The organism is Noviherbaspirillum phoenicis (assembly GCF_047237965.1).
Classification (GTDB): domain Bacteria; phylum Pseudomonadota; class Gammaproteobacteria; order Burkholderiales; family Burkholderiaceae_D; genus Noviherbaspirillum_A.
Window position 1 is genome coordinate 595,410 of sequence record NZ_JBDFLX010000001.1, and the last position, 14,995, is coordinate 610,404.

At 64.5% G+C, this 14,995-nt stretch carries 13 protein-coding genes and 1 tRNA gene; 10 read left to right on the forward strand and 4 right to left on the reverse strand.

From position 1 onward, the window contains the following. The first annotated feature begins 7 nt into the window (after positions 1-7). Genes ABC383_RS02760 through ABC383_RS02780 form a run of 5 tightly spaced genes read left to right on the forward strand, consistent with a single transcriptional unit; the run spans position 8 to position 4,974 of the window. Positions 8-904 carry a branched-chain amino acid ABC transporter permease gene (locus ABC383_RS02760; RefSeq protein ID WP_413011768.1) on the forward strand — a complete coding sequence of 299 codons (897 nt, stop codon included), beginning with the start codon at positions 8-10 and terminating at the stop codon, positions 902-904. A gap of 1 nt (position 905) precedes the next feature. Beyond that, positions 906-1,916 (forward strand): branched-chain amino acid ABC transporter permease, encoded by a 1,011-nt coding sequence (locus ABC383_RS02765; protein ID WP_413011770.1) that lies wholly within the window; start codon positions 906-908, stop codon positions 1,914-1,916. Continuing rightward, positions 1,913-2,683, forward strand: a complete 771-nt coding sequence (locus ABC383_RS02770; RefSeq protein WP_413011772.1) for an ABC transporter ATP-binding protein — start codon at positions 1,913-1,915, stop codon at positions 2,681-2,683. Before ABC383_RS02765 ends, ABC383_RS02770 begins: the two co-directional genes overlap by 4 nt. A 12-nt stretch (positions 2,684-2,695) precedes the next feature. Continuing rightward, positions 2,696-3,349 (forward strand): ABC transporter ATP-binding protein, encoded by a 654-nt coding sequence (locus tag ABC383_RS02775; RefSeq protein WP_413011774.1) that lies wholly within the window; start codon positions 2,696-2,698, stop codon positions 3,347-3,349. Next, positions 3,346-4,974, forward strand: coding sequence for a class I adenylate-forming enzyme family protein (locus tag ABC383_RS02780; RefSeq protein WP_413011776.1), 1,629 nt, complete (start codon positions 3,346-3,348; stop codon positions 4,972-4,974). The genes ABC383_RS02775 and ABC383_RS02780 overlap by 4 nt, the downstream gene beginning before the upstream one ends. Positions 4,975-5,054: 80 nt before the next feature. Here the strand turns inward: ABC383_RS02780 and ABC383_RS02785 are convergent, their stop codons facing one another. Continuing rightward, positions 5,055-5,330, reverse strand: a complete 276-nt coding sequence (locus tag ABC383_RS02785) for a hypothetical protein (protein WP_413011778.1) — start codon at positions 5,328-5,330, stop codon at positions 5,055-5,057. Next, the gene (locus tag ABC383_RS02790) at positions 5,327-5,677 is read right to left on the reverse strand and encodes a hypothetical protein (protein WP_413011780.1); all 351 of its coding nucleotides are present in this window, start codon (positions 5,675-5,677) and stop codon (positions 5,327-5,329) included. Before ABC383_RS02790 ends, ABC383_RS02785 begins: the two co-directional genes overlap by 4 nt. A gap of 59 nt (positions 5,678-5,736) precedes the next feature. Between ABC383_RS02790 and ABC383_RS02795 the strand changes: the two genes are divergently transcribed. From ABC383_RS02795 to ABC383_RS02815, 5 genes are all read left to right on the forward strand, one after another. Next, positions 5,737-7,182 carry a thioredoxin domain-containing protein gene (locus tag ABC383_RS02795; protein WP_413011782.1) on the forward strand — a complete coding sequence of 482 codons (1,446 nt, stop codon included), beginning with the start codon at positions 5,737-5,739 and terminating at the stop codon, positions 7,180-7,182. Next, positions 7,179-7,706: a UGSC family (seleno)protein gene (locus ABC383_RS02800; protein WP_413011784.1), complete on the forward strand. Its 528-nt coding sequence runs from the start codon at positions 7,179-7,181 to the stop codon at positions 7,704-7,706. Before ABC383_RS02795 ends, ABC383_RS02800 begins: the two co-directional genes overlap by 4 nt. Positions 7,707-7,811: 105 nt before the next feature. Beyond that, entirely contained in the window at positions 7,812-9,179 is a 1,368-nt protein-coding gene (selA, locus tag ABC383_RS02805) for an L-seryl-tRNA(Sec) selenium transferase (protein ID WP_413011786.1), read from the forward strand. After that, complete coding sequence (selB, locus tag ABC383_RS02810) at positions 9,176-11,071, forward strand: selenocysteine-specific translation elongation factor (RefSeq protein ID WP_413011788.1); 1,896 nt, start codon at positions 9,176-9,178, stop codon at positions 11,069-11,071. Before selA ends, selB begins: the two co-directional genes overlap by 4 nt. Before the next feature lie 85 nt (positions 11,072-11,156). Beyond that, positions 11,157-11,249, forward strand: a tRNA-Sec gene (locus ABC383_RS02815). Positions 11,250-11,571: 322 nt separating this feature from the next. Here the strand turns inward: ABC383_RS02815 and ABC383_RS02820 are convergent. Together ABC383_RS02820 and cobA are read right to left on the reverse strand one after the other, a co-directional pair. Further along, positions 11,572-13,923, reverse strand: coding sequence for a hypothetical protein (locus ABC383_RS02820; protein ID WP_413011790.1), 2,352 nt, complete (start codon positions 13,921-13,923; stop codon positions 11,572-11,574). Between the two features lie 361 nt (positions 13,924-14,284). Further along, on the reverse strand, positions 14,285-14,992 hold the full coding sequence (gene cobA, locus ABC383_RS02825; RefSeq protein ID WP_413011792.1) for a uroporphyrinogen-III C-methyltransferase: 708 nt from the start codon (positions 14,990-14,992) through the stop codon (positions 14,285-14,287). Positions 14,993-14,995 lie beyond the last annotated feature (3 nt).

Genomic DNA, 14,995 nt, shown 5'->3' on the forward strand with positions numbered 1-14,995 from the left:
GCCAAGCATGAATCAGTTGATCACCATCCTGATCGACGGCATTACCTACGCATCGTGGCTGTTCATCGTTGCGCTGGGCCTGACGCTGGTATTCGGCGTATTGAAGATATTGAACATCGCGCATGGCAGCTTCTATGCGGTCGGCGCCTATGCCGCCGCCAGCTTCGTTTCCTGGTTCGGCGCGATGCAGTTCGCGCCTTCCTGGTCGCTGGTGGCGATGCTGCTGGCCGCGGTGGCGGTGGCGGCGCTGGTGGCGCCGCTGTGCGAGCGCAGCCTGCTGAGGCCCTTCTACGGCCGCGACGAAGTGCTGCTGGTGCTCGTCACCTATGCGCTGTTCCTGATCCTGGAAGACGTCACCAAGCTGATCTGGGGCGTCAATCCCTATTACGTGACCGACCCCTATGCGCTGTTCGGCAATGTCGACATCGGCGAGCAGTCCTATGTCGGCTATGACTTCATGCTGGTGGCGGTGGCCGTGGTGGTCGGCGTGGCGGTCTGGTGGGGCCTGAACCGCACCCGCCAGGGCAAGCTGGTGCTGGCCGTGATCCACAGCGAGGAAGTGGCTTCCAGCATGGGCGTGAACGTGTCGCGCGTCTACATGCTGGCCTTCGGCGTGGGCATCTTCCTGGCCGCGCTGGGCGGCGCATTGACCGCGCCGATGATCTCGGTGCAGCCGGGCGTGAGCGTGGGCGTGATCATCGTCTCGTTCGCGGTGGTCATCATCGGCGGACTGGGCAGCATACCGGGCGCGGCGATCGGCGCGCTCATCGTCGGGCTGGCGCGCTCGCTGGCGGTGCATACCGCGCCGGTGGCGGAGCTGTTCTCGGTCTACATCGTGATGGCGGTGGTGCTGATGTTCAGGCCGGAAGGCCTGTTCCAGCGCATACAGGCAAGGAAGATCTGACATGCAAGCGACTTCTGCAACCCTCGACAAGCCCGCGCTGGCAACGCGCCATGGCGCCGGCCGGCCGCGCACGCTGCTGGCCGGCCTGGTGCTGATTGCCCTGCTGATCGGCGCCGGCGCGCTGCTGCCCAAGTGGCTGACCTTCCTGCTGACCATGGCCGCCTCGCATGGCCTGGTGTCGCTGGGCATCGTGGTGCTGATGCGCTGCGGCGTGGTGTCGTTCGGGCAGGGCATGGTGTTCGCCCTCGGCGGCTATACCGCGGCGCTGCTGTTCAACCGGCTCGGCATGACCGACGCGCTGGGCATGGCGCTGGCCGGCGGCCTGGTGGCGGCGCTGGCGGCGCTGCTGGTGGCGCGCCTGATTGCCGGCTACCGCGGCATCTTCTTCGCAATGCTGACGCTGGCACTGTCCATGGTGCTGTACGGCGTGCTGGTCAAGACCGATGCGGTGGGCGGCTCCGACGGCTTCAACATGGGACGCGCCACGCTGCTGGGCCAGGCCCTGCCGGACGCCAGCGTGGGTTACCTGCTGTACGCCGTGACCATCGGCCTGTCCGGCGTGCTGGCGCTCGCGGCGCGCGTCTACTTCGACAGCACCCGCGGCCTGGTGTCGCTGGCGGTGCGCGAGAACGAGCTGCGGGTGGAATACCTGGGCGGCTCGGTGCGCCAGGCCGTGGCCGCCAACTTCGTGATCGCCGCTTTCCTCGGCGGCGTCGGCGGCGCGCTGACGGTGATGTCGCTGGGCCATATCGACCCCAACTTCAGCTACTGGACCAGTTCCGGCGAATTCGTGTTCGTCGCCATCCTGGCCGGCTACCACAGCGTGCTGGCGGTGTTCATCGCCTCCACGCTGCTGGAAATCGTGCGCTCGTTTTCCAGCCTGTATTTCCCCAATACCTGGCAACTGGCGCTGGGCATCTTCCTGCTGCTGGCGATCCGCTTCCTGCCCGGGGGCATCGGCTCGCTCTGGGCCGGCGGCAAGATCAAGACCGGCGGCGGAGGCCGGCCATGAGCGCGCTTCCCGATACCCGCAACGCGCCGGTGCTGCAGGCGGCCGGCCTGCAGAAGCGCTTCGGCTCGGTGGTGGCCGCCAGCGACATGTCGCTGGAAGTGGGGCATGGCGAGCGGGTCAGCCTGATCGGCAGCAATGGCGCCGGCAAGACCACCTTCGTCAACATGATCACCGGCTATATCCGGCCCGATGCCGGCAGCATTGCGCTGGATGGCCGCGCCATCACCGGCATGACGCCGCGCGCCATCACCCACCTGGGCGTGGCGCGCTCGTTCCAGATACCGCAGCTCTGCGCCGGCCTGACCGTGCTGGACAACATGCTGGTGGCCACCGCCTGCCATGGCCGTAGCCTGTCCTTCCTGAGGCCGGCGCACCGGGCCGATGCGATCGAGCGCGCCGAGGCGCTGCTGAAACGCTTCGGCCTGGCCGCGCAGTCCGGACGGCGGGTGTCGGAATTGCCCGGCGGCGTGCGCAAGCTGCTCGATATCGCAATGGCCCTGACCGAGCAGCCGCGCCTGCTGCTGCTGGACGAACCGACCAGCGGCGTCAGCGTGGAAGAAAAGTTTCCGATGATGGACACCGTGATGCAGGCGCTGGAGGAAGAGGCGATGACGGTGCTGTTCGTGGAGCACGACATGGACATCGTGGAGCGCTATGCGAGCCGCGTTGTGGCCTTCTACAGCGGCCGCATCATCGCCGACGCGGCGCCGGCCGATGCGCTGGCCAATGAAGAGGTGCGGCGCTATGTCACCGGCACCTTGCGCTAGGAGGAAGTGAAAATGCTGCAGATCAAGGCAATCAATGTCGCCATCGAAGCCGTGGAAATCCTGCGCGGCTTTTCGATCGATGTGCCGGCCGGCCAGATGGTGGGCCTGATCGGCCGCAACGGCGCCGGCAAGACCTCGCTGATGCGCTCCATCATGGGCCATCTGCCGCTGCGCGGCGGCAGCATGACGCTCGACGGCCGCGACCTGGCCGGCATGCCGCGTCACCTGCGCGCCGGCCTGGGCATAGGCTACATGCCCGAGGACCGCGGCCTGGTGCCGGAGCTGACGGTGGAGGAAAACATCCTGGTGCCGGTGTGGGCTTCCAAAGCCCTGAAGGAGGCGGAACGCCTGGAGTTCGTCTACAGCGTGCTGCCCGAGATGAAGGAGATGCGCGAGCGGCGCGCGCTGCTGCTTTCCGGCGGCCAGCAGAAGCTGGTGGCGTTGGGCAGGGCGCTGGCGGTCGGCACCCGCTTGCTTTTGCTGGACGAACCCTTCGAAGGCGTGGCGCCGGCACTGTCGCAGCGGCTGTCCGAAGTCATCGGCAGCCTGCGCGGCAGCCAGTTGTCGGTGCTGATCTCGCAGTCGGACCTGAATCATTCGAGCTCGCTGCTGGATGCGGAGGTGGTGATCGAGCGCGGCGCCAACGTGGCCAGGGAGGCGGCATGAAAGTACACGATCACTGGGCTGGGTTTAGCGTGCCGCCGATACGGCACGAGGCCCATTTCGGCGACCGCATCGTGCGCTGCTTCGCCGACCGGCCGGCATCCTTCCACGCGATGTTCGGGGAAGCGCTGGCCAGCCATGCCGACAGGCGGGCGGTGCTGTTCAACGGCGCCAGCCTGAGCTATCGCGAACTTGACCGGGAAGTGGGGCGCATCGCCGCTGGCCTCGCCAGCCATGGCGTGGAACGCGGCGAGCGCGTAATGATGTTCATCGGCAACCGGCCCGAGTTCGTGTCGGTGCTGCTGGCGATACAGCGCCTGGGCGCGATCGCTGTGCCGGTGGGCATACGCGAGCAGCGGCCCGGACTGGCCTACATGCAAAGGCAGAGCGGCGCGAAGGCTATCGTATTCGACGCCGCGCTGGCGGCGGTCGTGCCTCAGGAGGCCGAGACGCCCGGCCTGCGCCTGCGCATCTGCGTGGATGACGCGGGCGACGTGGACGACGCCGGTGCGCTGTCGCTGCCTGCGCTCGGCAGCGGCTTCATGCCGGCCAGCGACGCCGCGCCGGTGCGCGAGGAAGATACCGCGGTGCTGCTCTACACCTCGGGCACCACCGGCAATCCCAAGGGCGCGATGCTGAGTCACATGAACATCGTGCATTCGACCATGCATTACCAGGCCTGCTTCGGGCTGGACCACCATGACTGCGCCGGGCTGGCGGTGCCGGCCAGCCATGTCACCGGCCTGATCGCCGTGATCGCCGCCATGCTGCGCGTGGGCGGCGCGATGCTGATCTTTTCCGCGTTCCAGGCCGAGGAATTCGTCGCCGTCGCGGCGCGGGAGCGCATGACCTACACCCTGATGGTGCCGGCGATGTACAACCTGTGCTTGCTGCGCGGCCGCATGGAAGCGCATGACCTGTCGGCCTGGCGCATCGGCGGTTTCGGCGGCGCGCCGATGCCGCCATCGACAGTGGACGCCATGGCGCGGCAGTTGCCGGGCCTGGCCCTGGTGAACGCCTACGGCGCCACCGAGACCACGTCGCCCACCACGGCCGTGCCGCCCGGCACCAGCGTTGCCGGCAACGACTCGGTCGGCGTGGCGCTGCCGTGTGCCTCGGTGATCGTGGTCGACGATGACGGCAGGGAAGTGGCTGCGGGGGTCAGCGGCGAGTTGTGGATAGGCGGCCCGATGGTGGTGCGCGGCTACTGGGACAATCCGGAAGCGACCGCCGCCGGCTTTACCGCCGGCTACTGGCATTCCGGCGACATCGGCTCTATCGACGAGAACGGCTTCGTGCGCATCTTCGACCGCAAGAAGGACATGTTGAACCGCGGCGGCTACAAGATCTATTCGGCCGAGGTGGAGAATGTGCTGATGGCGCTGCCCGGCGTGCTGGAGGCGGCGGTGGTGGGCAAGCCCTGCCCGGTGCTGGGCGAGCGGGTGCATGCCTTCGTCTATGCGCCCGGCGGCGTGACCGATGCCGACGCGGTGCGGGCGCATTGCGCTACCCGCCTGGCGGACTACAAGGTGCCGGAGGAAGTCACGGTGATGGATGCGCCCCTGCCGCGCAATGCCAATGGCAAGCTGCTCAAGCGGGAATTGCGGGATAGGGCGGCAAGGGCCTGAACCGGATGCTGCCGGGTTTGGCGATGGCTGGTGCAGCCATCGGTTCGATTGAAGTGCTGCGCGGCTCAGGCCGGTCTGTGTTACGCGGACGGGCCGATCGAGTCATCGGCGGCCAGTTTCTTTACAGCCGGCTTCAGTTGCGCCCATGGAACGCCATGCGGTTCAACGGCGCCGACCGGCAGTTGCTGCAGGCCGGGCGAGAACGGTAGCGTGATCGCTACGCCAGGCAGCACGCTGCCGCTGAGTTGAAGTTCGCCCGGTTCCACGCCGCCGACGATGCCTGCGAGGTCGGTGTCGGTGATGCCTTGTGCAGCGTGAGCGATACGGGATGCCGCCTGCTGGAAAATAGTGGTCATGTGACAGTCTCTTGAAGTGTGTTTTGACGATGCCGCCCCTTGATGAAGACGGGGAAGCGCAACCAGGAAGGCCTTGCCGTGTGTACCGTCAGCAAGGCACGCTCCTGCAGGACGTGGTTACCGCGTGCGCCGAAACGGTTCCGGCCGCGGCCGTGGGCAGGGTTGCATTGGCCGGGCTTTCTGTCCGGCCCGCCATGATTGGCCGCGGCTGCCAGCCAGGAAGGCCGGCGGTGTCCTGCCGGCGCGATCGCGCGCTTCGAACGGCGAAACATCCCGGAAGTCTCCTTGCCTTCCAGCGGTACAGCAATAGAACGACCGTGCAAAAAAAGCTGGTCAGCATTGTCCATCCTTCGTATGATGACCGCCAATAAGTTCGTTAGAAGAACAGAGACAAAGGACAAGCACGATGCGCCAGATGCCCGATGGTTTGTTGCTGATCGCAAAGCGCGCCTGCCCGACCTGTGCGCTGGTGGAGCCGCTGGTGTCGCGCCTGGCGGCCGGCGACCTGCCGCTGAAGGTCTATGTGCAGGACGATCCCGGCTATGCCGGCGACACCGGCGGCGCCGCGGAGGTGGTGGACGACCGCGAGCTCGAACACTCCTGGCTGCTCGATATCGAAGTCGTGCCGACCCTGATCCGCGTCGAAGGCGGACGCGAGGTCGAGCGCACTTATGGCTGGCATCGCGACGACTGGCGCCGCATCAGCGGCCTGCCCGACCTGGGCGCGGATCTGCCTGCCATTCGCCCCGGCTGCGGCTCGAAGACACTTGACCCCGGCATGCCCGAGACGCTCGCGCTGCGCTTCGGCGACGTGCAGTTCGCCTCGCGCACCATTGCGCTGGGCGACGAGGAAGACCTGATGGAAGCCTGCTACGAGCGCGGCTGGACCGACGGCCTGCCGGTGGTGCCGCCGACCCGCGAGCGGGTGCTGCGCATGCTGCAGGGAACCAGCCGCAAGCCGGATGAGGTGCTGGGCCTGGCGCCGCCGGACCTGGCGCCGTGCACGGTGGAGAAGGTCGCCATCAATGCCGTGATGGCCGGCTGCAAGCCGGAGTACATGCCGGTGGTGCTGGCAGCGGTGGAAGCGGCGCTGGTGGATGAATTCGGCATGCATGGCGTGCTGTGCACGACCATGTTTGCCGGGCCGGTGGTGGTCGTCAACGGACCGGCCGCGAAGGCGGTCGGCATGAATTCCGGCGTGAACGCGCTGGGGCAGGGCAACCGCGCCAATGCCACCATCGGCCGCGCGCTGCAGCTGGTGATCAGGAATGTCGGCGGCGGCCGGCCGGGCGAGGTCGACCGCGCCACGCTGGGCAATCCGGGCAAGTACACCTTCTGCTTCGCCGAAGCCGAAGGCGGCGGCTGGGATTCGCTGGCCGTCGAGCGCGGCTTTGCCGCCGATGCCTCCACCGTCACCCTGTTCGCCGGCGAAGGCGTGCAGGGCATCGTCGACCAGAAGTCGCGCACGCCGGAGTCGCTGGCGAAGAGCTTCGCGCTGTGCCTGCGCGCGGTAGACCATCCCAAGCTGGCCATGGCCGGCGACGCGCTGCTGGTGGTGTCGCCCGAGCACAGCCGGGTGTTCATCGAGGCCGGCTGGTCCAAGGCGCGGCTGCGCGACGAACTGACTTCCTTGCTGACCTTTAATGCCGACGACATGCTGGCTGGCGCCGGCGGCATTGCCGAAGGATTGCCGGCGGCGCTGGCCGGCAAGCAGGTTCCCAAGTTCCGCCCCGGCGGACTGTTGATCGTGCGGGCCGGCGGCAGCGCCGGCCTGTTTTCCGCTGTCATCGCCGGCTGGGCCGCTTCCGGCCCCACCGGCTCCACCCCCGTTACCAGGGAGATCGCAACATGACGCAACAAACCCTCCTGCTGGACCCGACCGCCGAGCGCGCGCCATCGGCGCGGGCGCGGCTGGCGCGCCCGGCGACGCTTGCCGGCGCCACCGTCGGCCTGCTCGACATATCCAAGGCGCGCGGCAATGTGTTCCTCGACCGTGTCGACGAACGGCTTGCCGCGATGGGCATCGCGGTCAAGCGCTACAAGAAGCCGACCTTCACCCGGGTGGCGCCGACGGCGCTGAAGCAGCAGATCGCCGGCGAATGCCAGCTGGTCGTTGAAGGCCTGGCCGACTGAGGCTCCTGCACGTCGTGCTGTATGCATGACATCGCGGATCTCGAAGGTCGGGGCATACCCGGAGTAGGCATTGCATCCACAGAGTTTGTCGAGGCGGCTGCGCTGCAGTCGAAGAGCCTGGGTTTCGACCCGGCGATGGTGTTCGTGCGGCATCCGATACAGGACCGCAGCGACGAGGAGATGCGCGCGCTGGCCGACGACGCGGTCGACGCCATCGTCGCCGCGCTTACCAGCAAGCCATAGCAGCCTGCGCGGCACAGCGATACCGGCGGCAACCGGCGCCAAGGCGCCCGGTTTCGCCGCCGTCGCCGCGCCGCCTTGCGCCGCAAGGCAAAGCGCGGTCGCGGCATGAGCGCCCGGCCCGACATGGCGCGGCTGCCTTCGGTGGACAGCATGCTGCGCTGGCCGCTGATGACAGCGCTGACCGAGGCGCATGGCCGTACGCTGGTGCTGGACGCGGTGCGCGCCGAACTGGCGGCCTGCCGCGCGGACGGCGCGGCGCCTGCCCATGAAGCAATCGCCGCAGCCGTGGAAGCGCGGCTGCGGCGATTGCTTGCGCCCAGCCTGCGGCCGGTGCTGAACCTGACCGGCACGGTGCTGCACACCAACCTGGGCCGCGCCCCCTTGCCGCAGGAAGCCATCGACGCGATGGTGCAGGTGGCCAGGGGCGCCTCCAACCTGGAATATGACCTGGGCAGCGGCAAGCGCGGCGACCGCGACAGCCACCTGGAAGAATGGCTGTGCCGCCTCACCGGCGCCGAGGCCGCCACCGTGGTCAACAACAATGCCGCCGCCGTGCTGCTGGCCTTGAACAGCTTGGGCGCGCGGCGCGAATGCATCGTCTCGCGCGGCGAACTCATCGAGATCGGCGGCGCCTTCCGGCTGCCCGACATCATGGCCCGCGCCGGCTGCCGCCTGCGCGAGGTGGGCACTACCAACCGCACCCATCTGCGGGACTATGCCGACGCCATCGGCCCGTCCACCGGCCTCTTGATGAAGGCCCATACCAGCAATTACCGCATCGAGGGATTCACTGCCGAGGCCGACCCGGTGGAGCTGGGCGAGCTGGCCGCGCGCCACGCGCTGCCGCTGGTGGTGGATCTCGGCAGCGGCACCCTGACCGACCTGACCCGCTACGGCCTGCCGCCCGAGCCGACGCCGGCCGACGCATTGCGCCAGGGCGCGGGCATCGTCACCTTCAGCGGCGACAAGCTGCTGGGCGGCCCGCAGGCCGGCATCATCGTCGGCCGCGCCGACCTGGTGGCGCGCATCAAGAAGAATCCGATGAAGCGGGCGCTGCGCTGCGACAAGCTGACCATCGCCGCGCTGGACGCGGTGCTGCGGCTGTATGCCGACCCGGACCGGCTGGCGCAGAAGGTGCCGGCGCTGCGGCTGCTGTCGCGGCCGGCGGCGGAGATCGAGGCCCAGGCGCTGCGCCTGTTGCCGGCGCTGGCGCAATGGGCGGGGCCGCGCGCGGCGGTCGATGTGGTGCCGGCGATGAGCCAGATCGGCAGCGGCTCGCTGCCGGTCGACCTGCTGCCCAGCTTTGCCTTGCGGCTGCGGCCCAGGCCGGGCCAGGGCGCGCAGCAGCTGGCGGCTGCGCTGCGCGGCCTGGCGCTGCCCGTGATCGGCCGCATCGCGGATAAGGCGCTGCTGCTGGACCTGCGCTGCCTCGACGATGAAGCCGGCCTGCTGGCCGCGCTGGCGACGCCGTGATCGTCGCCACCGCCGGCCATGTCGACCACGGCAAGACCACGCTGATCCGGCTGCTGACCGGCATCGACACCGACCGTCTGCCGGAGGAAAAGCAGCGCGGCATGTCGATCGACATCGGCTTCGCCCATGCCGATCTGGGCAACGGCCAGGCGGTCGGCTTTGTCGATGTGCCGGGCCATGAGCGCTTCGCGCGCAACATGCTGGCCGGCGTGGCGGCGGTGGACTTTGCGCTGCTGGTGGTGGCGGCCGACGACGGCGTGATGCCGCAGACGGTGGAGCACTTGGCGGTGCTGGACCTGCTGGGCGTCGCGCACGGCGCGGTGGCGTTGACCAAGACCGACCGGGCCGATGCGGCGCGCATTGCTGCGGTGGCGGCGGACATCGCCGCGCTGCTGGCGCCCACCGGCTTGCGCGATGCGCCGGTGTTCCCGGTGTCGGCCATCGACGGCATGGGGATAGAAGCGCTGCGCACCCACCTGGCCCGGGCGCAGCGCGGCCTGGCAGCGCGCGCGCAGAACGGCAATTTTCGCCTGGCGGTGGACCGCAGCTTCACGCTGCCCGGCGCCGGCCTGGTGGTGACGGGCGCCGTGCTGTCGGGCAGCGTTGCCGTCGGCGACAGCCTGATGCTGTCGCCGGCAGGCCTGTGGGCCCGGGTTCGTGGCATCCGCGTCCATGGCGAGCCGGTCATGCAAGCCGTTGCCGGCATGCGCTGCGCGCTCAACCTGGCCGGCGACATCGGCCGCGAGGATGTCGGCCGCGGCGACTGGCTGCTGGCAGCGGCCGTCCACGCGCCGGCCCGGCGCATCGATGTGCGCGTGCAGGCATGGCGCCAGGCCGATGCCCCGCTGCTGCACTGGACACCCGTGCAGCTGCACCTGGGCGCGGCCGAGCAGAGCGGCCATGTCGCGCTGCTGGAGGGCAAGGCGGTGGCGCCCGGCGAAACGGCCCATGCGCAACTGGTGCTGGACCGGCCGCTGCCGGCCTTTTACGGCGATCGCTTCATCCTGCGCTCCCCATCTGCCCAGCGGGTGATCGGCGGCGGCAAGGTGATCGCGCCGGCGGAGGGCGGGCAGCGCCTGTCCAGGGCGGCGCGGCTGGCAAGGGCACAGGCGCAGGACGCGCCGGACGCGGCGCAGGCGCTATCGGCCCTGTTGCACGCCGAGCCGCTGGGCATTGCGCTGCGCGATTTTGTCCAGTCGCGCAATCTGGCTACCGACGAGGCTGCACAACTGGTATCCGGCATGGATATCGCCCTGTTCCAGCAGGGCGACGCCACGCTGGCGCTGGATGGCGGCTACTGGCAGGCACTGCTGTCGCGCCTGCCGCAGGCGCTGGCCGAATGGCACGCGCTGCATCCCGATGCCATCGGCCCAAGCGACGCCGTGCTGATGCAGCGCCTTCGTGGAGAAGCGCGCCCCGAAGTCCTGCAGGCCGCCATACGGTGGGCGCTGGAGCAGGGCGTGCTGGTGCGCGACAGGCGGCTGCTGCGCCTGCCGGGCCACAGCCCGCAACTGCTGGCTGCCGACAGGGAACTGCTGGCGCGCATCGAGCCGCTGCTGCGCGCCGGTGGCCTGCGCCCGCCCATCGTCGGGGAGCTGGCCGCCGCGCTCGGCATGGAGCGCGAAGCGCTGCTGGCCTTTTGCGAGCGCATCGGCCGCCTGGGTTACCTGGAGCCGGTCGCACCCAACCGCTATTTTCTGTCGGAGACGGTGGCGGCGCTGGCCGCGATGGCGGACGAACTGGCGCGCGCCTCGGACAATGGCGAGTTCGACGCGGCGCAGTACCGCAACCGTACCGGCATAGGACGCAACCTGACCATCGAAGTGCTGGAATACCTGGACCGCGTCGGCATCACCCGTTATGCCGGCGGGCGCCGCAGGATGGCGGGGTGAGCCCATAAAAAGTGGTTCTCCGAAGCGTCTGGTTCGCTCGGCAGGCCTTACGGAATCGATCAGCGCCGTGTTACCCTGCCGCATCGGAAGGACAACGCATCCCGGTGGCGCGCCCGGACTTCAAATCCGGTGAGACCTGCAACGCAGGTCTGGTGGGTTCGACTCCCATTTCCTTCCGCCCTGTCTTCGTCCTGCATGTCCTATGCAAAGTTGTGTTCTCGTGGCAATTTTACAGTCTAAAAATTCGTTCTTCGCCCGGTTAACGCGCACATGCATTAAAATGCCTGCTGCTCTCAACCGGAACCGATGATGTTTATTTTTTCTCTGGGCGCCGTGGCCTGGCTGGCCGCACTGACTGGCGCCGCTTATTCCCACTATTGCTATCGCCGCAGGAATGACCAGGTATACGAGGCTCAACTGGGCAAGTCGTACACGGGCGGAACTTGGTAAATTTCAACGCCTGTCACGATGCCTGTTGCAGGTTTCCCAGGTTATTCGGGTTACCGCAGGCTTTTGGTTCCCTTGCTCGCGCTTTGATTGGCGGTTTTTTTCCATAGTGCAACCTGCTGTTGCACAAAGGCGTATTCCTGTTGGGATGCCAATGCCATCTTGACCACAATGCCCCGATGGGAAGCGAGTAGGCTGTCCAGTACGTCAAGCATCACGGCGCATGCCTCTTCCCGCAGTGATTCGCATTGCTCCACATCGAAGCATGGAACCAGGACCAAGCTGCTTACTCCGTTCTCTTTGGCATTGCTGAAAACCTTGATATAGGTCTGGCGTATCGTCTCTTTTTGCTCTGAACTGAGTTCCTCTCGCCCGAGGAGATTGGACAAGGTCAGGGAGTAAGACCGGTCGAGACGCAGTTCGTCAGTCGGCATAATAAAATGCGTTGTCGACATCACTTCTTTTTCATTTGTTGCCGCATAAACCGGGTTTTCCTGACCGTCTTTATTTGAAGATTGCCGGGTTTTTACCGTGTCGGCCGCCAGCCTTATTTTTCTTTTCCTCGGAACGGCCTTTCCAGCGGAAGCGGCTGTGGCAAATAGCGGTTTTTTCGTGAACCCGTCAAGGATTTTATTTGTCGCGCTATTTGTTCCGTATTTCGTCGCAGATGCATGCATCATGATCATTCCAGGATCGTTCATATCACTGGGCAGTATGCCGCACTGAAGCTGGAGCTGGCTGAGCCCATGTTTGGCCGCTGTTGCTCTGGCTGTTTTGGCAACTTCTTGCGCCCTTAATGCCATATAGCTTTCTGGGTCGGCAATTGCCTGGTTGAATTTTTCCGTGATCCTTGGATCGGATGAGAAAAGCCTTATTTCAGGCAGTTCGGCTTCTACAGTTCTTTGCGTTACGATTGGTGTAATCATCGCATCGATACATCTATCGATGGTATTTTCCGTGTAATTAAATATCGGGGTTAAAATTATTTCCTTTTTTTCTTTTATGGCTGTATTAATAAATTTCTGATAGGCGGAAAACAACTCCGCTTCCTGTATTGGGTTAATATCGTTGGAAATGTCTATTAGGCGGCAAACTGTCAGAACTTGTTTATTGAATTTGATGGACTTGTCTTCCCCCGGAACTTGTTTGTCCATGTTTGCAATTGCGTGCAGAGTTTCCTGCCGGTTGACTGCTGTCTCCGGAAAATAAATGTCCGTCGATAGTGAAATCATGACGTGAGCCGTGTCGTCGTAATGTTGCAGGTTCATGATCGCGGGATCGAAAGGCGCTCTGTACCCCTGCAATTCGGAGTTCACGGGAATGATGGCAGCATACGGGTTTTTTTCTTTTTGGACGATATAAGGATGGTCGCGCAAAGCCAAATAATGTGCTGCGACGTTCCATGCGCGAAGTTGACTATTTTTATTAATAGTATTTCTAAAACAGTCGCCCTGCCTATCTTTCCGGTTGAAAAGATTTACCCAGGCGATGCAGAAATCGGAAAATCCGGAGATCCTTCCAGGGTTTATGGAACTTGAGTTTAATTTTTTGATATCGTTAATAAATTCATCGAAAGCCTTTATTTTTTCGGTCCCAAAGATTTTTAATTCTTCCGGTAACTGGGAGGCCGAATTCCAGGGCGCGTCAAGCTCCCCATTTCTACGATCTGGTTGCCATTGAAAAAAGTCATCCTCGAAGGCAATGCAATCAATCATGTTGTCGTTCCTTGCCTTCGTCTCTTTTGTTTCCTCCTCTATCTGCCTTCTTAGTTCCTTGGCTATTTCAAGGAAATATACTGAAGAGCATTTAACTTTGGATAGATTTTCTTTTCCCAGGGAATGCTGCACAATTCCTCTCATGGATTTGATCCAAACTGTGGCGTTGTCTGTAACTTTGTTGATGCCGCTGCTGCCGTTTTGACCTTCAGAAAAATTGGATAGCTCGAACGTTGGCGCACAGGCGAGAAATTTGAGAAGAAACCTTTGAGCGAGGTGTTCCTGATCGCTGTAAAGCACCCAGTCAAAGAACCGAGTAATTAAATTGCTCGATCTTGGCCTGGAATAAAGGATGATTTCCTGAGTTTTTTTTCCGTCATGGGCGGTCGATTGCTTGTAAAAAGCGTGTAGAACGTTATTCGAGCCCAATCCATTGCTTGATTGCACGAATTTATTAATCTCAAGGAATTGATTGCGAAATGATTCGTATGCACTTTGCTTTGCGACCTCCATCCGCTTGGCGCTATTTTGGATTTCGACAAGCTGATCAAGTGAGGAAACTACTGGAATTTCTTGTTCAAAATTGTTCCCTGAAGCACCTTGTGAAGGTGAAAGAACATCTTCAATTTCTTTGAGTTTTTCCAGGTTAATCGATAACTGGGTAGAGCTTTCTATCGGAATAACAATCATGATGTATCTTCAATAAGCAAAAATTTTTAGATCGGCAAAACTGTGCTAGACCATTTTTGATTTGTCCGTTGGACTGACAGGGAAAACGTCGACGTCGACGCCAGGAGCCTGCGCTGCAGAAGGCGGCGCCGACTCCTGGCATAGGTTTTTTGTGCTTATCCGCGGCTTATTGATTGGGAACAACACGAAGGAAAAGGATGCCGCCCAATCAGCGTTTAGACGTCTTAATAATGAGCGAGGCGACATGTGCCGCACGAACTTGAGGCCCAGGGACGGGCGGGCTGGCTTTTGTGAAGGAGTAAGAGAGTCAATCGCGAATGCGTGCCGGACGCGGCACTGCCTGCTGACCGCTACTGGGGTTTTAACGCGCCGCCAGCGCCTCGCCAATCAGCACCAGCACCGGTCCACTGCATGCCGCCAGCCCCGTCTCCAGCTCCGCCAGCCGCAGCTGGAACACATGCTCGTCAGCCAGGCTGCAGTTCTCCACCACCACCACCGGCGTATCCGGCGACTGGCCGCGTTCCAGCAGCTTGCGGGCGGTGACCATGGCTTCGCGGCCGCCCATGTACTGGACCAGGGTGTCGCAGTGGGGAAGGGTGACGATGTCGGGTTCGCCGGGCGCGGTGGCCGAGGTGAACAGGGCGACGCTGCGGGCGACGCCGCGGCGGGTCAGGGGGCGGCGGGCGGAGGCGGCCGCCGCCAGCGCGGCAGTGATGCCGGGAATGATTTCGTAGGCGATGCCGGCGTCTTCGAGTGCCCGCAATTCCTCGTCGGCGCGGCCGAACAGCATCGGGTCGCCGCCCTTGAGACGCACTACCAGCCTGTGTCTGCCGGCGGCATCCACCAGCAGTTGATTGATCAGGGCCTGCGCCGTGGAGCGCTGGCCGGAGCGCTTGCCGACCGGGATCAGCTCGGCCTGCGGACACAGCGCCAGCATGTCGGCTGTCACCAGCGCATCATGCAGCACGGCATCGGCCTGGGCCAGGATGCGCGCGCCGCGCACCGTGATCAGGTCGGCGGCGCCGGGGCCGGCGCCGATCAGGTAGACCTTGCCCTTGCTGTCTGCCATGCA

What these genes read in the sequence shown, in the direction of transcription:
- ABC383_RS02785 (WP_413011778.1), bottom strand. Translation starts at nt 5,330, where the DNA reads ATGACCACTATTTTCCAGCAGGCGGCATCCCGTATCGCTCACGCTGCA.
- ABC383_RS02780 (WP_413011776.1), top strand. Translation starts at nt 3,346, where the DNA reads ATGAAAGTACACGATCACTGGGCTGGGTTTAGCGTGCCGCCGATACGG.
- ABC383_RS02820 (WP_413011790.1), bottom strand. Translation starts at nt 13,923, where the DNA reads ATGATTGTTATTCCGATAGAAAGCTCTACCCAGTTATCGATTAACCTG.
- ABC383_RS02775 (WP_413011774.1), top strand. Translation starts at nt 2,696, where the DNA reads ATGCTGCAGATCAAGGCAATCAATGTCGCCATCGAAGCCGTGGAAATC.
- cobA (WP_413011792.1), bottom strand. Translation starts at nt 14,992, where the DNA reads ATGGCAGACAGCAAGGGCAAGGTCTACCTGATCGGCGCCGGCCCCGGC.
- ABC383_RS02765 (WP_413011770.1), top strand. Translation starts at nt 906, where the DNA reads ATGCAAGCGACTTCTGCAACCCTCGACAAGCCCGCGCTGGCAACGCGC.
- ABC383_RS02770 (WP_413011772.1), top strand. Translation starts at nt 1,913, where the DNA reads ATGAGCGCGCTTCCCGATACCCGCAACGCGCCGGTGCTGCAGGCGGCC.
- ABC383_RS02790 (WP_413011780.1), bottom strand. Translation starts at nt 5,677, where the DNA reads ATGGACAATGCTGACCAGCTTTTTTTGCACGGTCGTTCTATTGCTGTA.
- ABC383_RS02795 (WP_413011782.1), top strand. Translation starts at nt 5,737, where the DNA reads ATGCGCCAGATGCCCGATGGTTTGTTGCTGATCGCAAAGCGCGCCTGC.
- ABC383_RS02760 (WP_413011768.1), top strand. Translation starts at nt 8, where the DNA reads ATGAATCAGTTGATCACCATCCTGATCGACGGCATTACCTACGCATCG.
- selA (WP_413011786.1), top strand. Translation starts at nt 7,812, where the DNA reads ATGAGCGCCCGGCCCGACATGGCGCGGCTGCCTTCGGTGGACAGCATG.